Consider the following 21,323-nt stretch of genomic DNA (forward strand, 5'->3'; position numbering starts at 1 on the left):
GCCGTCATCAGGCTCAACCTTTATTAGCCGCCTGAACGTGCAGCATATCTAACGCCAGCGTTGCCGCTGCCAGGGCGGTGATATCCGACTGGTCGTAGCCCGGAGCCACTTCAACCAGATCCATCCCCACAATATTCATTCCCTGCAGGCCACGGATCAGCTTGGTCGCTTTATCGCTGGTCAGCCCGCCGATAACCGGCGTGCCGGTGCCCGGTGCGTGCGCCGGATCGAGGCAGTCGATGTCGAAGGTCAGATAGATTGGCAGGTCGCCGACGATCTGCTTCACCTGGGCAAGAATATCGTCCACGCTGCGGTCGTTAACCTGCGCCGCATCCAGCACGTTGAAGCCCAGAGATTTATCGAACTCGGTACGGATACCGATCTGCACGGAATGCTCCGGTGAGATCAGCCCTTCTTTCGGCGCGGTATGGAACATGGTGCCGTGGTCAAACGTCGGACCGTTGTCGTAGGTATCGGTATGGGCATCGAAATGCACCAGCGCCATCTTGCCGAAGGTTTTCGCGTGCGCGCGCAGCAGCGGCAGCGAGATATAGTGGTCGCCGCCAAAGGTCAGCATACGCTTGCCGTTCGCCAGCAGTTTTTCCGCGTGCGCCTGCAGCTTGTCGCTCAGGTCCTGCGAATCACCGAAGGCGTAAACCAGATCGCCGCAGTCAATGACGTTAAGACGCTCACGCAGATTGAATTCCCACGGCCAGCGGCACCCTTCCCACGCCAGATTGGTCGAGATCTGGCGGATAGCGCCCGGTCCCAGACGGCTGCCCGGGCGGCCGGACGTTGCAGCATCAAAAGGTACGCCGGTGATCACCCACTCGGCATCGCTGTCGTACGGCTGGAAGTTTACCGGGAAACGCATAAAACCAAATGCGTTTGAAACCAGTGAGTTATCGTACTGATTACCCAAAGTGTTGTGCATAACGACTCCTTAATTAACTGTGTAGCCAGCGCTAACCGGCTCGCTACAGATGAAAAAAAATCCCCACCGCGTCGTTAGGCCCGACGAGGAAGGGATTTGATGAATGATGCCTGCCCTATCGATTCCGCATCCGCTTTGATGCGGTCAGGGTCGCGCGGGAGATGGTAAAACCGGAGATGTCACTCTCCGGCCTTTATCTGATTACTCGTCTTCTAAATAAGTATAGCCGTACAGACCCGCTTCGAACTCATCCAGGAACTGCGCGCGCAGTTCTTCATCGAGATCGCTTTCTTTGATCTGGTTACGGAAATGCGTCAGTAGCTCGGCAGGATTCAGCTGCACGTACTCCAGCATATCCGCCACGGTATCCCCTTCGTCAGACAGCTGCACTTCCACGCTGCCGTCAGAGAAGGCAAACACGTCCACCGCTTCGGTATCACCGAACAGGTTGTGCATGTTGCCGAGGATTTCCTGATACGCGCCGACCATAAAGAAGCCCAGCATCGGTGGATTATCCACGTCGTACTGCGGCATCGGCATGGTGGTGGCAATCCCGTCACCGTCAACGTAGTGATCGATGGTACCGTCCGAGTCGCAGGTGATATCCAGCAGCACCGCACGGCGCTCCGGCACCTTGTTCAGCCCTTCCAGCGGCATCACCGGGAACAGCTGATCGATACCCCACGCGTCCGGCATTGACTGGAACAGTGAGAAGTTGACGTAAATCTTATCCGCCATCCGCTCCTGCAGCTCGTCAATAATCGGACGGTGCGCACGGTTGCTTGGATCCAGATGCTGCTGAATATAGTTACAGATGTTGAGATACAGCTGCTCGGCCCACGCGCGCTGGGTCAGATCGTAGGTACCCTGCGAATAGCCGGTGTGGATATCGTGGAGATCCATCTGGCTGTCATGCAGCCATTCGCGCAGCGAGCGGCGGTTGTTCAGCTCGTGCATCTCCAGCCAGGTATCCCACATACTGACGATCGGACGCGGTGAATCCTCTGTCGGCGGCTGCGGGGTACTGAATTCGTTGCGCTCCACGCCGATAATATTGGAAACCAGCACGGTATGGTGCGCGGTTACCGCACGACCGGACTCAGTGATCACCGTCGGGTGCGGCAGGTTGTGCTCTTCACAAGCATCGCCGATCGCCCAGATCACGTTGTTGGCATATTCGTTCAGGCCGTAGTTCACCGAGCAGTCGCTCTGGGAACGCGTACCTTCATAGTCAACGCCGAGACCGCCGCCGACGTCAAAGCACTGAATATTCACGCCAAGCTTCGCCAGCTCAACGTAGAAACGTGCCGATTCGCGCACGCCCGTGGCGATATCACGAATGTTGGCCATCTGCGATCCCAGATGGAAGTGCAGCAGCTGCAGGCTTTCCATCCGCCCCGCTTCACGCATGATCTCAACCAGCTTCAGTACCTGAGTGGCCGACAGACCAAACTTCGATTTCTCGCCGCCGCTTGACTGCCACTTACCGGAACCCTGCGACGCCAGACGCGCGCGGATACCCAGGCGCGGCACCACGTTCAGGCGCTCCGCTTCTTCCAGCACCAGCTGGACTTCGGTCATTTTTTCCAGCACCAGATAGACCTTGTGGCCCATCTTTTCGCCGATCAGCGCAAGGCGGATATATTCACGGTCTTTATAGCCGTTACAGACGATAACTGAACGGGTCATTCCGGCGTGCGCCAGTACCGCCATCAGCTCGGCTTTGGAACCGGCTTCCAGCCCCAGCGGTTCGCCGGAGTTGATCAGGGATTCTATAACGCGCTTATGCTGATTGACCTTGATCGGATAAACCAGGAAGTAGTCGCCACGGTAGCCGTAGGATTCACGCGCGCGCTTGAAGGCAGCGTTAATAGAACGCAGACGATGTTGCAGGATCTGGGGGAAGCAGAACAGCGCCGGCAAACGCTGGCCGTTGGCTTCGCGTTCTTTTACCAGCTTCGCCAGGTCAACGCGCGCTTCAGGGACATCCGGATCCGGGCAAACGCTGATGTGGCCCAGTTCGTTGACGTCGTAGTAGTTATTACCCCACCAGGCAATATTGTAAGTACGCAGCATTTTGCTGGCTTCGTGATCGCTCATAGCCACCTCCTGCATGGAGCGGAGAACACCCTGTTCGCCCGCTGACGAACCCATTACATTCTTTATGTCGTCAGACATTGCGAACCTCAAATTGTTGTAATGCAAAACAGCAAGCCGCCGCAGAATGAGTCTGTGACGATAATCCATCAATTACCGGGATGTTCAGTCTGGCAGACTGAAGTGCCGCTAAAATCGGTTTCTGAAGTATAACATCGTAAAACACGTCGCGGACTCCGTATAACGGGTCAAAAAACCAATAGAGACAACTCTCAGGTAAATCTGAGAGAACCTGGTCACAACGTCAGAAGCAGATTAGCCGGCGCTGGTGTCGGGATTATTACCAACACGCACAAAACTTCGGCGAACTGTACAGGGAGTCGTACCGCATGAGGGGAAATTGAACACGCCGGACTGGCGTAACTGAACGAGTGAAACACCGTGGTTCATTACTGTTGTCACCTCCACACACACCGACCGGCGCGTGGAAAAACCAAAAACTGCGGGTGAATGCCAGCGCGTATTTTTCATTGCTGGCGGGTCAGTTGCGTGCCTCAGAACGCGGTCAAAGGCAGCGCCGTTTTATACAGCTACGTCACTAAAATTGCAAAATCTAAATGTGCCGGATGCGATATCTGTCAGGAAAATTTTCCACTTCTTACAAATGATAAAACGGCACTCGGCAAAAAATGCTGGCAATCCGCTTAACGTGTAACCTAAAATAGCCATCCAGATGTTAATCCATCTATACTGGTTAACTTCTAAGCGTCTTTGATTTACCTCCGTAACTACGGGGGCGATATCCCTTAAAAGGATACTCACTGCTCATGGCTTTGCCTGAGGGGGGCGCTAAGAACAGATATATACCCTGAATTTCAGGCTAATTTCCAGTTTTTGCGCTATGCAGTCGATCTTCAACCCGTATTAGTAAGGTAAAGAATATAATGGCTAAACACCTGTTTACTTCCGAGTCCGTATCAGAAGGACATCCTGATAAAATCGCCGACCAGATTTCCGATGCCGTGCTCGATGCAATTCTCGAGCAGGATCCGAAAGCACGCGTGGCCTGCGAAACCTATGTAAAAACCGGCATGGTGCTGGTTGGTGGTGAAATTACGACCAGTGCATGGGTTGATATCGAAGAGATCACTCGTCAAACCGTGCGCGATATCGGCTATGTTCATTCCGATATGGGCTTTGATGCCAACTCCTGCGCCGTACTGAGCGCAATTGGCAAACAGTCGCCTGACATTAACCAGGGCGTTGATCGTACCGATCCGCTTGAGCAGGGTGCTGGTGACCAGGGCCTGATGTTCGGCTATGCCACTAACGAAACCGACGTGCTGATGCCTGCACCGGTGACTTACGCACACCGTCTGGTGCAGCGCCAGTCTGAAGTGCGTAAAAGCGGCAGCCTGCCGTGGCTGCGTCCGGATGCGAAAAGCCAGATCACCTTCCAGTACGATGACGGCAAAATTGTCGGCATTGACGCGGTAGTCCTGTCTACTCAGCATTCTGAAGACATCTCGCAGAAAGACCTGCAGGAAGCGGTGATGGAAGAGATCATCAAGCCGGTTCTGCCCGCTGAGTGGATCAACGCCAGCACCAAATACCACATCAACCCGACCGGCCGTTTCGTTATCGGTGGCCCAATGGGTGACTGCGGTCTGACCGGTCGTAAAATCATCGTGGATACCTACGGCGGCATGGCGCGTCACGGCGGCGGTGCGTTCTCCGGAAAGGATCCTTCAAAAGTTGACCGTTCAGCGGCATACGCGGCGCGCTACGTAGCCAAGAACATCGTCGCAGCCGGTCTGGCCGACCGCTGTGAGATTCAGGTTTCCTACGCTATCGGCGTTGCAGAACCAACCTCCATCATGGTGGAAACGTTCGGGACTGAGAAAGTCTCTACCGAGCAGCTGACTCTGCTGGTGCGCGAATTCTTCGATCTGCGCCCGTACGGTCTGATTCAGATGCTGGATCTGCTGCATCCGATTTACCGCGAAACCGCGGCATACGGTCACTTTGGTCGCGAGCATTTCCCATGGGAAAAAACCGACAAAGCTGCCGTGCTGCGCGATGCTGCCGGTCTGAAATAAGTATGTCTTCGTTACGCTGAGGGTGCTTTCGGGTTAGCCCTCCAGTGAGATAAAGCCGCCGTCTTTTAGATGGCGGTTTTTTTTGGTCTGTGGATTAGGCTGGCTGCTCGGTGTGGGGGGGTGCTCAGCCTCTGCCGCGGGTACCGGGCGGTCCTGAAATCGTTTTTGGTGCCTTCGCTGTATCGTTTGTGCGGGTGCCCAGCCTCTGCGGTGGGTACCGGGCGGTCCTCGCGCCACGCTTCGCGTGGTGCCTTCGGCTTCAGCATCCGGCCTGCCGGACCGGCGAAGACGGGCGTCCTGCCCGGCTTCGCCTGACGCCAGCGTCCCTGCTGGCGTCTCCTGGCCCGCTGCCTACGCCTCTGCGCTGCGGATTGCCCGGTACCCACCGCAGAGGCTGTTCCCCTTTATCTTCCGAGTCGCGGTTTCAAAAACAACTATTCCCGTCGGAACGTTTATTGCTGGTGTTCAGGCATAACCTGGGCAGCAAACTATTTACCCTCTTGAACATCCTGCTCGCTGTTTTTCACATCTGACATGCATTGCAGAAGCAGAACAGCAGGCTGACGGGTCCACCGACCGGATAATCCGCAGCGCTGAGCGAAGAGAGGAAGCCAGGATTCGGCCGCATGGACGCGGACGAAAGACAAAGTCGGGCCATGGAAGGCACGTCTTTGGCGGTCCGACAGGCTGACGAACGTAGGGAAGGCACCACGCAAAGCGTGGCGTGAGGACCATCCGGGCGGTGGACCAGTCAGCCAGCGTCATCGCCATAGCAACAGACATACATCAGCACTTCAGCACTTCAGCATGCTCAACATCTCACGATCTATTCAGCAACCAAAAAACAACACTCGCACAACCCACTACACTATAGTTACCGCGGCACATTAAATTGGTACCGGTTACACTAATAAAGACTCTATATTTCTGACATTTAAGACATCAACCGATTGCTTAAAATGTACAAAATATTATATTTTCAGAAACATCCGGCAACGATTAATCACAGCGAGACTAAACACGACAAAACATCGTTAAATACTGATTAAAAGGCCGGTTTCCGCACCATGCCGAAGCTTTAACCAATCACAATCAGTGTAACCGATTACACTGATGTGACCTACCGCACAGTCTGATGGAAGCAGGTTGTCTAACATTGACCGCAACACTAAGCAGTCATTAATGGAGGCATCATGCCTGGAACAAAAACTCACAGCAGAACATCGAACAAAGCCATGACCCTGTTCGTCTGTTTCCTTGCTGCTCTGGCCGGCCTGCTGTTTGGCCTGGATATCGGCGTGATCGCCGGTGCCCTGCCCTTTATCTCGAAAGATTTTAACGTCACCGCTCACCAACAGGAGTGGATCGTTAGCTCCATGATGTTTGGTGCCGCCATTGGTGCCATCGGCAGCGGTTGGCTGTCGTCTTATCTGGGCCGTAAAAAAAGTCTGATGATCGGCGCAATTCTGTTTGTTATCGGTTCGCTCTGGTCCGCCTTTGCGCCGAACGCCGAAATGCTGATTATTGCCCGCGTTCTGCTTGGCCTGGCCGTTGGCGTTGCGTCTTATACCGCTCCGCTATATCTGTCTGAAATTGCACCGGAAAAAATTCGCGGCAGCATGATTTCGCTGTACCAGCTAATGATTACCATCGGTATTTTGGGCGCTTACCTGTCCGATACCGCCTTCAGCTACAGCGGCGAATGGCGCTGGATGTTGGGTGTGATCACCATTCCTGCCCTGCTGCTGCTGGTTGGCGTATTCTTCCTGCCAAACAGCCCACGCTGGCTGGCGGCGAAAGGTAACTTCCGCGATGCTCAACGCGTACTGGATCGCCTGCGCGACACCAGCGAGCAGGCAAAGCGCGAGCTGGATGAAATCCGCGAAAGCCTGAAGATTAAGCAGTCCGGCTGGGAGCTGTTTAAAGACAACAGCAACTTCCGTCGTGCAGTCTGGCTGGGCATATTGCTGCAGGTGATGCAGCAGTTCACCGGTATGAACGTGATCATGTACTATGCGCCGAAAATCTTTGAAATTGCCGGTTTTGCCAACACCACACAGCAGATGTGGGGGACGGTTATTGTCGGTCTGGTTAACGTGCTGGCGACGTTCATCGCTATCGGTCTGGTAGATCGCTGGGGCCGTAAGCCAACGCTCATCCTCGGTTTTATGGTGATGGCGCTGGGCATGGGTATTCTCGGCACCATGCTGCACATCGGTATCAACTCCCCGACGGCGCAGTACTTCGCTATCGGTATGCTGCTGATGTTTATCGTTGGTTTTGCGATGAGCGCCGGTCCGCTGATCTGGGTACTGTGTTCTGAAATTCAGCCGCTAAAAGGCCGCGATTTCGGGATCACGGTGTCCACTACCACCAACTGGATCGCCAACATGATCGTTGGGGCAACCTTCCTGACCATGCTGAATACGCTGGGTAACGCCAACACCTTCTGGGTGTATGCCGCGCTTAACCTGTTCTTTATCGTGCTGACGCTGTGCCTGATCCCGGAAACCAAAGGCGTTTCTCTGGAACATATCGAGCGCAATCTGCTGAGCGGTAAAAAACTGCGTGATATCGGTTCTCGCGACTGATGGCCACACGGCCGGAGCAATCCGGCCGTCTTATTGCTTCTCTCTTGCCGCCACCGTATTCTCTGCACTATGAAATCCCAACGACTTCCCATCGCCCTGCAGCAGTCCGTTATGCGCACGCTGCGTGAAAAACTGCGGCTCGCTAATCAACGTCTGGAACGCAACTATCCCGAACCGCGGCTGGTTTATCAGCAGCGCGGCACGGCGGCAGGGACTGCCTGGCTGCAGGACTGGGAAATTCGCCTGAATCCGGTGCTGCTGCTGGAAAACCAGCAGGCGTTTATTGATGAAGTGGTCCCGCATGAGCTGGCGCATTTGCTGGTCTGGAAGCACTTTGGCCGCGTAGCACCCCACGGCAAAGAGTGGAAGTGGATGATGGAAAGCGTGCTGGAGGTTCCGGCCCGCCGCACGCATCAGTTTGCTATCGCTTCCGTACGCAGTCAGGCCTTCCCCTATCGCTGCGGCTGTCAGCAGCATCAGCTCACCATCCGGCGACATAATCGCGTGGTTCGCGGCGACAGCGAATACCGTTGCCTGCACTGCGGTGACATTTTGCAGCCCGGTGAATTTAAAAGCGCTTAAACGTGCGAAAATCCAGCAAACACCTGGCAGCATCAGATTAATTTATAAGCATATTATTCGTTATTATTGGAACTTCTGTTACTCTCCGGGCTTTCTAACGGATTACAGAATTTCTGGAATATGTCTCGCAAAATTTTGGCCTCGCTGGCTTTTTCACTGCTGCTTCCCGTCTTTTCTTCACAGGCGCTGAGCCTGGATAACTTTCATCAAAACAACTTCAGCCAGGCAAAAGCCTATGCGGCGCAGATCAACGCCGATGCGCCGGGCTCTTTCTACTGCGGTTGTAAAATCAACTGGCAGGGTAAAAAAGGCGTTCCCGACCTCGCCTCCTGCGGCTACCAGGTACGAAAAAACGCTAACCGCGCCGAACGCATCGAATGGGAACACGTGGTGCCCGCCTGGAGCTTTGGCCACCAGCGCCAATGCTGGCAGGATGGCGGACGCAAAAACTGCGCAAAAGATGATGAATACCGCCGGATGGAAACCGATCTGCATAACCTGCAGCCCGCCATCGGTGAGGTTAACGGCGATCGCGGCAACTTTATGTACAGTCAGTGGAACGGCGGCGAGCCGCAGTACGGCCAGTGCGCGATGAAGGTCGATTTCAAAAACAAACTGGCTGAACCGCCCGTCCGCGCCCGTGGCGCGATTGCCCGCACCTGGTTCTACATGCGCGACACCTATAAGTTGCAGATGTCACGGCAGCAGACGCAGCTGATGGCCGCCTGGAGCAAGCTTTATCCGGCCAGCGCGTGGGAATGCGAGCGTGACAACCGCATCGCCCGCGTTCAGGGAAATCACAACCCCTATGTACAGCAGGCTTGCCAGCGGTAAAATCACTGACCTAAACTGCACAACAGCCGTTCTTCAGGAGCCGGATCGCGCGGCTCCCACTTTTACAGGATCATTGATTGCTATGCGAGTACCGCGTATTTATCACCCCGAGCCGCTACAGGCAGGAAGCGAAGTCGCCCTCTGTGAAGATGCGGCGAACCACGTTGGCCGCGTGCTGCGCATGGGGCCGGGCCAGGCCGTGGAGCTTTTTGATGGCACTAATCTGACTTTTTCTGCTGAGATTATTCATGCAGATAAAAAGAGCGTGCGCGTCAAAATCACCGACAGCCGCGCGGACAGCCGTGAATCCCCGCTGCATCTGCATCTTGGCCAGGTCATGTCGCGCGGCGAGAAGATGGAATTCACCATCCAGAAAGCCGTTGAGCTGGGCGTAAATACCATTACCCCCTTGTTTTCTGAGCGCTGCGGCGTAAAGCTGGATGCTGAACGGCTGGCGAAGAAAATTCAGCAGTGGCAGAAAATTGTTATTGCCGCCTGCGAGCAGTGTGGCCGCAACAGCGTGCCTGAAGTACGCAACGCAATGACGCTGGAAGCCTGGTGCGCGGAGCAGGACAGCGGACTGAAGCTGAATCTTCATCCGCGTGCGGAGCACAGCATCAATACGCTGCCGCTGCCGGTTGAACGCGTACGCCTGCTGATCGGCCCGGAAGGCGGCCTGTCTGCTGATGAAATCAGCATGACGACAGGCTATGGCTTTACCGATATTCTGTTAGGGCCACGCGTGCTGCGCACCGAAACAACCGCCCTGACGGCGATTACCGCGCTACAGGTTCGATTTGGCGATCTGGGCTAAGCCCGTTGTGCTTAACAGCCGCGGGATCGAACCCGGTATCCTGGCGAGCCGGTTGCGATACGCATCGGCCCCGAGCAAAAGATTTTTACACGGCACGTTAGCTACCACTGGAGAGAAGAATGATTAAGCTTGGCATCGTGATGGACCCGATCACCTCCATCAATATTAAAAAAGACAGCAGCTTTGCGATGCTGCTGGAAGCGCAGCGCCGTGGTTACGAAATTCACTACATGGAGATGAACGATCTCTATCTGCGCGGCGGTGAAGGCCGGGCGCGCACCCGCCTGCTGAGCGTTGAGCAGAACTACGACAAATGGTTCGAGTTCGGCAGCGAGCAGGATATCGCGCTGGCCGATCTGAACGTGGTGCTGATGCGTAAAGATCCGCCGTTCGACACCGAGTTTATCTACGCCACCTATATCCTTGAGCGTGCGGAAGAGAAAGGCACGCTGATCGTCAACAAACCGCAGAGCCTGCGCGACTGTAACGAAAAACTGTTCACCGCGTGGTTTGCCGAGCTGACGCCGGACACGCTGGTAACCCGCAACGCCAGCCAGATCCGCGAATTCTGGCAGCAGCACGGTGATATCATTCTCAAGCCGCTGGACGGCATGGGCGGCGCATCGATTTTCCGCATCAAGAAAGAAGACCCTAACCTGTCGGTCATTATCGAAACGCTGACCGAGCACGGTAGCTTCTACTGCATGGCGCAGAACTATTTGCCGGCGATTAAAGACGGCGACAAGCGCGTTCTGGTGGTGGACGGCGAGCCGGTGCCTTACTGCCTGGCGCGTATTCCTAAATCCGGTGAAACCCGCGGCAACCTGGCTGCCGGTGGTCGCGGTGAAGCACGCCCTCTGACGGAAAGCGACTGGGAAATTGCCCGCCGCGTCGGGCCTATCCTCAAGCAGAAAGGCCTGATTTTTGTCGGTCTGGACATCATCGGCGACAAGCTCACCGAAATTAACGTCACCAGCCCAACCTGCATTCGTGAAATTGAGTCAGCGTTCCCGATTTCGATTACCGGAATGCTGATGGATGCCATTGAAAAGCGTCTGGCCTGACCGCCACGCCGGGGCAGGATGCCCCACGGCTCACCCATTAACCATCCGACGGCAGCAGCGGATGGTTAATCCAATAACAGAATATAAAGTATGAACTTACAGCATCACTTTTTGATTGCCATGCCCGCCTTACAGGACCCGCTGTTTAAGCGTTCCGTCGTCTATATCTGCGAACACAACGATGACGGCGCAATGGGGCTTATCGTCAATAAACCGATGGAAAACCTGACAGTTGATGGCATTTTGCAAAAATTAAAGATTATGCCTACACCGCGCGACCCCGAGGTCAAACTGGATAAACCGGTCTTTTCCGGCGGCCCGCTGGCGGAAGATCGCGGCTTTATTCTGCACTCGGCGCAGACCACTTTCGCCTCCAGCATTCGCGTTTCCGACAACACCATCGTCACCACCTCGCGCGATGTGCTGGAAACCCTCGGCACGCCGGACCAGCCTGAGCAGGTGCTCGTTGCGCTCGGCTACTGCTCGTGGGAAAAAGGCCAGCTTGAAGACGAACTGCTGGAAAACGCCTGGCTGACCGCTCCGGCAAACAGCAATATCCTGTTCCGCACGCCGATTGCCGAACGCTGGCGCGAAGCGGCCAAAAGTATTGGCATCGATATTCACAAGATGACCAGCGAAGCGGGACACGCCTGATGAGTACAATGACGCTACTGGCGTTTGACTTCGGTACCAAAAGCATCGGCGTGGCCATCGGACAGCAGCTGACCGGTACGGCCCGACCGCTGACCGCGCTGAAGGCGCAGGACGGCATCCCGGACTGGAACAAAATTGAAGCCCTGCTGAAAGAGTGGCAGCCGGACCGCGTTGTCGTTGGCCTGCCGCTGAATATGGACGGCACCGAGCAGCCGCTGACCGTCAGGGCACGCAAGTTTGCCAACCGCCTGCATGGCCGTTTCGGCGTGCAGGTCGATCTGCACGATGAGCGCCTCAGCACGGTGGAAGCCCGCGCTGAACTGTTTGAACGCGGTGGCTTCCGCGCATTGAGCAAGGGCAGCGTAGATTCCCTGTCGGCGGTGATCATTTTAGAAAGCTGGTTTGAAAACCAGTATTAACCCGCCTGCATAACGCCTGAATATCATTCCGGCAGCAGCCCCTGCCGCCGACGTTCCGCCAGGCTCTGTTCGAAGGTTTGCATTCCCAGCTGACTGCCGGTCTGTAACAGCGCGGGCAGCTGATGCGTTTTCCCTTCACGAATCAGATTGGCCGCAGCCGGGCAGTTCACCAACACCTCAAACAGCCCCACCCTTCCCCGTTCTGCCGCGACCAGGCGCTGGCCGATCGCCGCCTTCAGGCTGCCGGCAAGCTGGCTGCGAATCAGGTTCTTCTCTTCTCCGGGAAAAACATCCACCAGCCGCTCGACAGCCTGCGCTGCGCCGCGTGCGTGCAGCGTGGCCAGCACCAGATGGCCGGTTTCAGCCGCGGTCAGCGCCAGCCGTATCGTTTCGCTGTCGCGCAGCTCACCGAGCAGGATGACATCCGGATCTTCACGCAGTGCGGCGCGCAGCCCGTCGGCAAAGCAGGAAAAATGCGCCCCCAGCTCGCGCTGCTGGATCAGCGAACGGCGACTGGTATGCAAAAACTCAATCGGATCCTCCAACGTGAGAATATGCCGCTGCTGCCGCTGATTGATGCTGTCAATCAGCGCCGCCAGGGTAGTGGATTTACCGCTGCCCGTCGCACCGGTAATCAGGATCAGCCCCTCGCTCTGCTGCTCCAGCGAGGCGACCACCGCAGGCAGATGCAGCGAAGCGGCGCTCGGGCACTCGCTGGCGATCAGCCGCAGCGCCAGCGACAGTCCGCTGCGCTGGCGAAACAGATTGGCACGCAGACGAACGCCGGCCAGCGTCAGGGCAAAATCCAGCTGGCCGCGCTGCCTGAACTCCTCCGCCTGTGCGGCGGAAAAGGTTGTTTCAGCGAATTTTTCCAACCACGCATTGCTGACTTCGGGCAGGTCGCTCAGCGGCTCCAGCAGCCCATGTCGTCGCCAGAATGGCGAATAGCCACTACAGAGATGCAGATCTCCTGCATTATGCTTTACACTAAGGGCCACAATTTCTTCAATATCCATATTTTTTCCCTGACTATGACTTCGATTGAGCACAACTTACAGCAAGTCCGCCAGCGGATCTTAGCGGCGGCAGGCCGGTGCGGCCGCGATCCACAGGAAATTACGCTGCTTGCAGTGAGCAAAACCAAACCTGCGAGCGCGGTCGCGGAAGCCGCCGCTGCCGGGCAGCGCTGCTTTGGTGAAAACTACGTGCAGGAAGGGGTAGATAAGATCCAACTGCTGGCCGATCCCGATCTGGTGTGGCACTTTATCGGTCCGCTGCAATCCAATAAGAGCCGACTGGTGGCGGAGCATTTTGACTGGTGCCATACGGTCGATCGCCTGCGCATCGCCACCCGGCTGAACGAACAGCGGCCGGAAAATGCACAGCCGCTGAACGTGCTGATTCAGGTCAATATCAGCGATGAGCACAGTAAATCGGGGATCTCGCTGGCGGAATTACCGGCGCTGGCCCAGGCAGTGGCACAATTGCCGCGCCTGCGCCTGCGCGGCCTGATGGCTATCCCCGCGCCGGAAGCGGAATACGATCGCCAGCTGGCGGTCTGCCAGCAGATGGCGGCAGCGCTGAAAGAGCTGCAAAGTGATTACCCCGAGGTAGATACGCTCTCTCTGGGAATGAGTGACGACATGGACGCCGCGATTGCGGCGGGCAGTACCATGGTGCGTATTGGCACCGCAATCTTCGGCGCGCGCGATTATGGCAGCGCCGCTAATCACAACAACTGAGGAACCTCATGCTAGCGTTGATTTTTCTGGTAACAACCGTGATTGCCATATACATCAAAGTGTTGTTACTGCGCATCTGGATGCAGTGGGCACGATGTGACTTCTATAATCCGTTTTCACAGTTTGTGGTGAAAATCACTCAACCGATTATTAAACCGCTGCGGCGTATTATTCCGTCCATCGGACCAATTGACACCGCATCGCTGCTGGTTGCCTATATCATCAGCGTCCTACTGGGGCCGCTGGCGCTGCGCCTGTTCTACCCGGACCCGATCTTCCTGTATCTGGGTCTGGTGATTCTGGTGAAGGCTGCTGGCGTGCTGGTATTCTGGGTGATCATTATCCGCTCGCTGATGAGCTGGTTCAGCCAGGGGCGTAACCCGGTTGATCTGGTATTGATGCAGCTGACAGAGCCGCTAATGGCCCCGATTCGCCGCATTATCCCACCGATGGCTGGTATCGATTTCTCGGCGATGGTGGTGATCCTGATCCTTTATGCGTTGAATTTCATCGGTCTGGAATATATCCCGGGCTGGGTACAGTTCTGATTGCGTCCGTAACGCTGATGCTACCGGGTTTTCGGCGGCATCAGCGCCTCCGCCTTGACGATTTCTGATTAATTTTTTCTGGATGTAATATGCAAAAAGTCGTACTCGCCACCGGCAATCCCGGTAAAGTTCGTGAGCTGGCCCACCTGCTGGCCGAGTTTGGCCTCGATATCGTGGCGCAGACGGAACTGGGCGTGGAGTCAGCCGAAGAAACCGGCCTGACCTTTATTGAAAACGCCATTCTTAAGGCGCGCCACGCGGCGGAAATCACCGGGCTTCCGGCGATTGCCGATGACTCCGGGCTGGCGGTTGACGCCCTCGGCGGCGCACCGGGTATCTATTCCGCGCGCTACGCCGGTCTGGACCCCAGCGACCAGCAAAACCTCGACAAGCTGCTGGCTGCGCTGGAAAACGTGCCGGACGGGCAGCGCCAGGCGCAGTTCCACTGCGTGCTGGTCTACGTGCGCCACGCAGCCGATCCGACGCCGCTGGTGTTTCACGGCAGCTGGGCGGGAGAGATCGCCCACAGCGAAGCGGGCCAGGGTGGCTTCGGCTACGACCCGATTTTCTATGTGCCGGAGCTGGGTAAAACGGCAGCGGAACTGAGCAAGGACGAAAAGCGAGCGGTTTCTCATCGCGGAAAAGCGTTGAACCTGCTGCTGGACGCCATGAAGAATGGCTAATCTCCCACCGCTGAGCCTGTATATTCACATCCCGTGGTGCGTGCAGAAGTGTCCCTACTGTGATTTCAACTCCCATGCGTTAAAGGGCGAAGTGCCGCACGAAGAGTACGTGCAGCACCTGCTCAACGATCTGGATGATGACCTGCCGCTCACCTCCGGGCGTGAGGTCGGCACCATCTTTATCGGTGGCGGCACGCCGAGCCTGCTGAGCAGCGAAGCGATGCAGATGCTGCTGGACGGCGTACGCGCACGCCTGCCGCTGTCGCCAACGGCGGAAATCACCATGGAGGCGAATCCGGGCACCGTCGAAGCCGACCGTTTCAGCGGCTACCAGCGCGCCGGGATTAACCGCATCTCCATCGGGGTGCAGAGTTTCAGTTCCCAGAAGCTGGAGCGGCTGGGACGCATTCACGGACCGGACGAAGCCAAACGCGCGGCGAAGCTGGCGGAAGATCTGGGCCTGCGCAGCTTTAACCTCGACCTGATGCACGGCCTGCCGGATCAGTCGCTGGAAGAGGCGCTGGACGATCTGCGCCAGGCGATTGCGCTCAATCCGCCGCATTTGTCGTGGTATCAGCTGACCATCGAACCGAACACGCTGTTCGCCTCGCGCCCCCCGCGCCTACCGGACGACGACGACCTGTGGGATATCTTCGAGCAGGGCCACCAGTTGCTCAGCGCGGCGGGTTATCAGCAGTATGAAACCTCGGCCTACGCCAAACCCGGCTATCGCTGCGAGCACAACCTCAACTACTGGCGCTTTGGCGACTATCTGGGGATTGGCTGCGGCGCGCACGGCAAGCTGACCCAGCCGGACGGCACCATTATCCGCACCACCAAAACCCGCCATCCGCGCGGTTTTATGGCCGGGAAATATCTGGATAAGCGCCACGAGGTAGCGGATGCTGAAAAGCCGTTCGAGTTCTTTATGAACCGCTTTCGCCTGCTGGAAGCCGCACCGCGCGCGGAGTATCAGCGCTATACCGGCCTGCCGGAAAGTAGCGTGCGCGCGCAGCTGGATGATGCGCTGGCGAAAGGCTATCTGACGGAAACGGCGGAATACTGGCAGATCACCGAGAAAGGGAGGCTGTTCCTGAACTCGCTGCTGGAGCTGTTCCTGGCGGAATAGTCTATTCAGGAAAGATCGGATACCCGCGCATCGGGCTGCGGGTATCCCTGCTGATACTGGCCGGGTACGTTTTACCACCCACCCGGCCCTCCAGCAGTTAGTTCAGTGCGGCCACCAGCGACTTACGCTGCGTTTCCAGCGTGGTGACGCGATTACAGACTTCGTGACCGAAGTTCTGGAAATCCTGCTCCTGATTGCTCCATTCGGCCTGAATCGCCTGCTGTAAGCCCCCCAGGTTGCCCATAATCGCCTGTAGCGGATTATCGTTGCCGCTGGCCTGCTTGCGACCCATCTCATTCAGACTGTCCTGAACTACGCCGCCCATCGCGCTCTGTACCAGCCGCTCGCCGTCCTGGCGCACCTGTTCGATGGCCTGATGGTGGAAGGTCAGACCGTCGCTGCGGTGCTCGATAATGCGGTTCATCTGCTGTTTAAGCTGGCCGTCCAGCGTGGTCAGGCGCTGACGCACGTTGCTGTTCTGCCCGAGTTTTTCCACAATCACCCGATCCAGCGCCACGCGGCCTTTCTCCAGACGCTGCTTCGCACCGTTATCAATCCACGGCAGATCGCGGCGCAGCGCGTTCTGGTAATCAATGGCTTTCTGTCGGGTCGGATTATCCACGCTGACCGCCTGGCCGTTGCGCTGCACCTCGCCCTGCGGCGTAATCACCAGATTTCCGCTGGCCCCCACCACCTGCACCTTCGCGGGCGAGATAACAACATCATCCTGAGGATTAACGCTGCACTGATAATCCGCCTGCGCCTGACCGGCTGCCAGCAGCAGTAGTGCACCGCCAATTAGCGTTTTTCGCATGAATTTTGCTCCTTAAATGACAAAGGGCGACCGGTAAACGCGATCGCCCTTGATTCGATGAGCGATGTTATCCGCCCGTCGTTTGGTTAACCCTGATCTTTTAGTCCCACCAGACGTCGAAAAGTTCGGTGACTTTCACGTCATTCAGCTTACGCGCTTCCAGCCAGTTACGAACCAGTTCGCGGTGCTCATCGGTGCATTTACCGATTTTCTGCAGGCAGATCAGACCTTCCCACTGCAGATAGCCACTGCCGTCAAACGCCAGGCCGTTAGGTTCGATCACTTCTTCGATCAGGGCATCAACGGTGCTGTCGATGCTCTCTCCGCTGGTGCCTTCGGCGAAGCTGAAGCCCACGGAGAAACCTAACTCCTGGAACTCATCAATGTGCATTTTCTTACGAAGACGACGACTGCGTTGTGTAGCCATTATTTAACCCTCTCGAACATCAGATCCCACACACCGTGGCCAAGACGCTGGCCGCGCTGCTCAAATTTTGTAAGCGGACGCGACTCCGGGCGTTCCACCCAGTTAGCCGTTTCCGACAGATTTTTATAGCCGTCGATGCTGCTCATCACTTCCAGCATATGCTCGGCGTAGGCTTCCCAGTCGGTTGCCATATGGAACACGCCGCCCAGCTTCAGCTTGCGCATCACGCGTTCGGCAAACGGCACCTGCACGATACGGCGCTTGTTGTGGCGCGCTTTATGCCACGGATCCGGGAAAAACAGCTGCACCATGCGCAGGGCGTTATCCGGGATCATATTTTCCAGCACTTCCACCGCATCGTGACACATCACCCGCAGGTTCGTCACGCCAGCTTCTTCCGCCGTCGCCAGACAGGCGCCCACGCCGGGAGAATGCACTTCAATACCGAGGAAGTTCTGATGGGGATTACTCGCCGCCATGCTGACCAGCGACGCGCCCATACCGAAACCGATTTCCAGCACGACCGGCGCTTCGCGACCAAACAGAGTGGTGAAATCGATCGGCTCCGGCTGATATTCCACGCCCATAACCGGCCACAGCGTATCCAGCGCCTGCTGCTGACCTTTGGTCAGGCGGCCCTGGCGGCGCACAAAGCTGCGGATACGGCGCATTGCGCGGCCATTTTCATCGAATTCCGGTGAGATAACATCATTTTTCATCGTTCTGCCTGCCGCTGTGCACTTTGGAAAGCGGGCATTATGCCTTCAGCGGGTGAAAACTTAAAGATCGCCCTGCCAACGGAACGCGATTGCCCGAATGGCTGCCAGTATAGCTGCTGCCAGCCGTTCAGCCAGTGGAGATCGCCCGGCGAAGGTGCACCCTGTTGCTTAACGGCAAAAAAGTGGCAGAAAGCCCCTGGCAGATAATAAAATGCAGTGATTATCCGGTTTACACACCCTGTGGTCTGTGCTGGAATTCCTGCCTGATTTAACTCAAAGAAGAGATCGTGGTTTACATGATGCAAGCGTCGCACTTCGCAAAGCAGGTACTGGACTGGTATCAGCTCTATGGCCGCAAAACCCTGCCGTGGCAGCTTGATAAAACCCCCTATACCGTCTGGCTCTCTGAAGTGATGCTGCAGCAGACCCAGGTGGCCACGGTGATCCCCTACTTCGAGCGCTTTATCGCGCGTTTCCCCACCGTCAGCGATCTGGCCGACGCGCCGCTGGATGAGGTTCTGCATCTGTGGACCGGCCTTGGCTACTACGCCCGCGCACGCAACCTGCACAAGGCGGCGAAAACGGTGGTGGAAAAACACGGCGGTATCTTCCCGCAAACCTTTGAGGAAGTCGCCGATCTGCCGGGCGTGGGCCGATCCACCGCCGGGGCGATCCTCTCCCTGTCGCTGGGCAAGCATTTCCCAATTCTCGACGGCAACGTGAAGCGCGTGCTGGCCCGCTGCTACGCCGTTGACGGCTGGCCGGGCAAGAAAGACGTGGAAAAGCGCCTGTGGCAGGTCAGCACCGAGGTGACCCCTGCGGTCGGCGTCAGCCAGTTTAATCAGGCAATGATGGATCTGGGGGCGACGGTGTGCACCCGCTCTAAGCCCAAATGCGAGATCTGCCCGCTGAAGAACGGCTGCATCGCCACCGCGCACGGCAGCTGGGCAAAGTACCCCGGCAAGAAACCGAAACAGACCATCCCGGAGCGCACCGGCTGGCTGCTGCTGATGCAGCAGGGTCAGCACGTCTGGCTGGAGCAGCGCCCGCCGGTCGGCCTGTGGGGCGGGCTATACTGTTTCCCACAGTTCGCCACCGAAGAGGAACTGCGCGCTGCGCTGCGCCAGCGCGGCATTGACGAGGGTCATCTGCGGCAGATGATCGCCTTCCGTCATACCTTCAGCCATTTCCATCTGGATATTGTGCCTATGTGGCTGGATCTGCCATCGCCCCGTGCGGCAATGGATGACGGTCCGGGTCTCTGGTATAACTTAGCGCAGCCGCCCTCCGTGGGGCTGGCCGCGCCGGTAGAGCGCCTGCTACAGCAGCTGCGCCAGCCACAACAAATGGTGCTGAGTGCTCGCGCTACAGAAGAAGAGGAAGAGTAATGAGCAGAACTATTTTTTGCACGTTCCTGCAACGTGACGCCGATGGGCAGGATTTCCAGCTTTACCCGGGCGATCTGGGTAAGCGCATCTATAACGAGATTTCGAAAGAAGCCTGGTCAAAATGGATGACGAAACAGACCATGCTGATCAATGAAAAGAAACTCAGCATGATGAACCCTGAAGACCGCAAGCAGCTGGAACAGGAGATGATTAAGTTCCTGTTCGAAGGTAAAGAAGTGCATATCGAAGGTTATACACCGCCAGCAGAGTAACTGACGGGTGATTCACCCGAACTGGCGAAGCAGGCATACGTTGGGCCTTGATCCATAAGGCCCTTCTACATTGTGGGCAATACACTGAAAGATGAATAAAAAACTCCTGAGTTTGCTGATTATCGCGCCTCTGCTGATCTCCTGTTCCGGCAAGAAGCAGAATGCCAGCCATGAAGAATGGGTGAAAGACACCAACGGCTTTGATATTTTGATGGGACAGTTTGCCCACAACATCGAACAAATCTGGGGTATGAATGAGGTGCTGATCGCCGGTCCAAAAGACTACGTGAAGTACAGCGATCAATACTACACCCGCAGCCACATCAACTTTGACGCCGGTAGCATCACCATTGAAACGATTGCCGGTACCGATCCGATGGCCAGCCTGCGCCAGGCGATTATTACCACCCTGCTGATCGGCGAAGATCCGGGGAATGTCGACCTCTATTCCGACGCCAACGATATTCAGATCAGCCGCGAACCGCTGCTTTACGGCCAGGTTCTGGATAACACCGGGCAGCCGATCCGCTGGCAGGGCCGCGCCGGTACCTTCGCGGACTACCTGCTCAAGAACAAGCTGCAGCGCCGCACCTCGGGGCTGCACGTTATCTGGTCCGTAACCATTCCGATGGTGCCGAACCACCTCGACAAGCGTGCGCATAAATATCTGCCGCTGGTGCGTCAGGCCGCTGAAAAATACGGCGTTGACCAGTCGCTGATTCTGGCCATTATGCAGATCGAATCGAGCTTCAACCCGTATGCGGTCAGCCACGCCGATGCGCTGGGGCTGATGCAGGTCGTACAGCACACCGCGGGCGTTGACGTATTCCGCATGAAGGGGAAATGGGGCAAACCGAGCCGCAGCTACCTGCTGGATCCAGCTAACAACATCGATGCCGGTACGGCATATCTGTCGCTGCTGCAGGGCAACTACCTTGCCGGCATCAGCAACCCGACCTCACGCCGCTATGCGGTGATCACCGCCTACAACGGCGGTGCGGGCAGCGTGCTGCGGGTGTTCTCCAGCGATAAAAACGCCGCCTTCAGCAAGATTAACAACCTGTCGCCGTCGGACGTTTATCAGCAGCTGACCAACAATCACCCTTCCGCCGAGTCTCGTCGATATCTGTATAAAGTGAATAACGCGCAGAAGAGCTATCACCGCTACTAGCCTTATACTGCGGGGCGCATATTGCTGTGCTCCGCACGTCTGCCCGCCTTCCGGCTCTGCGTTTTACAGCCCTCATAAACTATCCGCATAAAATCACCAAGTTTCGTTAATATCCCTCATCAATCAGATGTACTTTCCGTGCGTCATTTTCTCATTTTCCATCTGACCTGATGATATTTAGATTAATAACGGATTGATTCGTATGAACTAAAAAATTTAAATAGCGATAAACAGTAAAGGCGAGCTGATTGGCACTTTCGTCCAACCTTAAAATAATGTTAAATCAATCGAATGAAATCAAAATTTTCATAACGTATTGATAAACCACAACGATCGTGGGGA

At 56.4% G+C, this 21,323-nt stretch carries 21 protein-coding genes; 15 read left to right on the plus strand and 6 right to left on the minus strand.

The window, feature by feature from the left end:
- Nucleotides 1–13: 13 nt before the first annotated feature.
- Both speB and speA read right to left on the minus strand, forming a co-directional pair.
- The gene (gene speB / locus EC836_RS06015) at nt 14–934 is read right to left on the minus strand and encodes an agmatinase (protein WP_123331133.1); all 921 of its coding nucleotides are present in this window, start codon (nt 932–934) and stop codon (nt 14–16) included.
- Nucleotides 935–1,135: 201 nt separating this feature from the next.
- The gene (gene speA / locus EC836_RS06020; RefSeq protein ID WP_123331135.1) at nt 1,136–3,112 is read right to left on the minus strand and encodes a biosynthetic arginine decarboxylase; all 1,977 of its coding nucleotides are present in this window, start codon (nt 3,110–3,112) and stop codon (nt 1,136–1,138) included.
- 863 nt (nt 3,113–3,975) lie between these two features.
- Between speA and metK the strand changes: the two genes are divergently transcribed.
- The 8 genes from metK (at nt 3,976) to ruvX (ending at nt 12,088) form a co-directional block, all read left to right on the plus strand.
- Nucleotides 3,976–5,130 carry a methionine adenosyltransferase gene (gene metK, locus EC836_RS06030; RefSeq protein ID WP_123331139.1) on the plus strand — a complete coding sequence of 385 codons (1,155 nt, stop codon included), beginning with the start codon at nt 3,976–3,978 and terminating at the stop codon, nt 5,128–5,130.
- A gap of 1,193 nt (nt 5,131–6,323) precedes the next feature.
- Nucleotides 6,324–7,721 carry a sugar porter family MFS transporter gene (locus EC836_RS06035; protein WP_123331141.1) on the plus strand — a complete coding sequence of 466 codons (1,398 nt, stop codon included), beginning with the start codon at nt 6,324–6,326 and terminating at the stop codon, nt 7,719–7,721.
- Between the two features lie 69 nt (nt 7,722–7,790).
- On the plus strand, nt 7,791–8,303 hold the full coding sequence (locus tag EC836_RS06040; RefSeq protein WP_123331143.1) for a SprT family zinc-dependent metalloprotease: 513 nt from the start codon (nt 7,791–7,793) through the stop codon (nt 8,301–8,303).
- 120 nt (nt 8,304–8,423) lie between these two features.
- Entirely contained in the window at nt 8,424–9,137 is a 714-nt protein-coding gene (gene endA / locus EC836_RS06045) for a deoxyribonuclease I (protein ID WP_123331145.1), read from the plus strand.
- Between the two features lie 82 nt (nt 9,138–9,219).
- A complete protein-coding gene (rsmE, locus tag EC836_RS06050; protein ID WP_123331147.1) occupies nt 9,220–9,951 on the plus strand; it encodes a 16S rRNA (uracil(1498)-N(3))-methyltransferase in 732 nt (243 codons plus the stop codon).
- Between the two features lie 119 nt (nt 9,952–10,070).
- The gene (gene gshB / locus EC836_RS06055; RefSeq protein ID WP_123331149.1) at nt 10,071–11,015 is read left to right on the plus strand and encodes a glutathione synthase; all 945 of its coding nucleotides are present in this window, start codon (nt 10,071–10,073) and stop codon (nt 11,013–11,015) included.
- 90 nt (nt 11,016–11,105) lie between these two features.
- Entirely contained in the window at nt 11,106–11,669 is a 564-nt protein-coding gene (locus tag EC836_RS06060) for a YqgE/AlgH family protein (RefSeq protein ID WP_105592378.1), read from the plus strand.
- Entirely contained in the window at nt 11,669–12,088 is a 420-nt protein-coding gene (gene ruvX, locus EC836_RS06065) for a Holliday junction resolvase RuvX (protein WP_123331151.1), read from the plus strand. The genes EC836_RS06060 and ruvX overlap by 1 nt, the downstream gene beginning before the upstream one ends.
- Before the next feature lie 23 nt (nt 12,089–12,111).
- Here the strand turns inward: ruvX and EC836_RS06070 are convergent, their stop codons facing one another.
- Nucleotides 12,112–13,104, minus strand: a complete 993-nt coding sequence (locus EC836_RS06070) for a type IV pilus twitching motility protein PilT (RefSeq protein ID WP_123331153.1) — start codon at nt 13,102–13,104, stop codon at nt 12,112–12,114.
- 15 nt (nt 13,105–13,119) lie between these two features.
- On the opposite strand from EC836_RS06070, the gene EC836_RS06075 reads away from it, so the two are divergent.
- The 4 genes from EC836_RS06075 to hemW all read left to right on the plus strand — a co-directional run bounded on the left by EC836_RS06075 (nt 13,120) and on the right by hemW (nt 16,190).
- Nucleotides 13,120–13,830: a YggS family pyridoxal phosphate-dependent enzyme gene (locus EC836_RS06075; protein WP_123332124.1), complete on the plus strand. Its 711-nt coding sequence runs from the start codon at nt 13,120–13,122 to the stop codon at nt 13,828–13,830.
- 8 nt (nt 13,831–13,838) lie between these two features.
- Nucleotides 13,839–14,378, plus strand: a complete 540-nt coding sequence (locus tag EC836_RS06080; protein ID WP_123331155.1) for a YggT family protein — start codon at nt 13,839–13,841, stop codon at nt 14,376–14,378.
- An 89-nt stretch (nt 14,379–14,467) separates the two neighbouring features.
- The gene (locus tag EC836_RS06085; protein ID WP_123331157.1) at nt 14,468–15,061 is read left to right on the plus strand and encodes an XTP/dITP diphosphatase; all 594 of its coding nucleotides are present in this window, start codon (nt 14,468–14,470) and stop codon (nt 15,059–15,061) included.
- Nucleotides 15,054–16,190, plus strand: a complete 1,137-nt coding sequence (hemW, locus tag EC836_RS06090; protein WP_123331159.1) for a radical SAM family heme chaperone HemW — start codon at nt 15,054–15,056, stop codon at nt 16,188–16,190. Before EC836_RS06085 ends, hemW begins: the two co-directional genes overlap by 8 nt.
- Nucleotides 16,191–16,287: 97 nt before the next feature.
- Here hemW and EC836_RS06095 read toward each other — a convergent pair whose 3' ends face one another.
- From EC836_RS06095 to trmB, 3 genes are all read right to left on the minus strand, one after another.
- Nucleotides 16,288–17,004 (minus strand): DUF2884 domain-containing protein, encoded by a 717-nt coding sequence (locus EC836_RS06095; RefSeq protein ID WP_123331161.1) that lies wholly within the window; start codon nt 17,002–17,004, stop codon nt 16,288–16,290.
- Between the two features lie 100 nt (nt 17,005–17,104).
- Nucleotides 17,105–17,431 (minus strand): YggL family protein, encoded by a 327-nt coding sequence (locus EC836_RS06100; protein ID WP_105592385.1) that lies wholly within the window; start codon nt 17,429–17,431, stop codon nt 17,105–17,107.
- The gene (gene trmB, locus EC836_RS06105) at nt 17,431–18,150 is read right to left on the minus strand and encodes a tRNA (guanosine(46)-N7)-methyltransferase TrmB (protein ID WP_123331163.1); all 720 of its coding nucleotides are present in this window, start codon (nt 18,148–18,150) and stop codon (nt 17,431–17,433) included. Before trmB ends, EC836_RS06100 begins: the two co-directional genes overlap by 1 nt.
- A gap of 299 nt (nt 18,151–18,449) precedes the next feature.
- Here trmB and mutY point away from each other — a divergent pair, with 299 nt between their 5' ends.
- From mutY to mltC, 3 genes are all read left to right on the plus strand, one after another.
- Nucleotides 18,450–19,538 carry an A/G-specific adenine glycosylase gene (gene mutY / locus EC836_RS06110; RefSeq protein WP_199735090.1) on the plus strand — a complete coding sequence of 363 codons (1,089 nt, stop codon included), beginning with the start codon at nt 18,450–18,452 and terminating at the stop codon, nt 19,536–19,538.
- Entirely contained in the window at nt 19,538–19,810 is a 273-nt protein-coding gene (locus tag EC836_RS06115) for an oxidative damage protection protein (protein WP_123331166.1), read from the plus strand. Before mutY ends, EC836_RS06115 begins: the two co-directional genes overlap by 1 nt.
- Nucleotides 19,811–19,901: 91 nt before the next feature.
- Nucleotides 19,902–20,981, plus strand: a complete 1,080-nt coding sequence (gene mltC, locus EC836_RS06120) for a membrane-bound lytic murein transglycosylase MltC (RefSeq protein ID WP_123331168.1) — start codon at nt 19,902–19,904, stop codon at nt 20,979–20,981.
- The last annotated feature ends 342 nt before the right edge of the window (nt 20,982–21,323 follow it).

This window comes from Erwinia sp. JUb26 (assembly GCF_003751505.1).
Classification (GTDB): Bacteria; Pseudomonadota; Gammaproteobacteria; order Enterobacterales; family Enterobacteriaceae; genus Erwinia.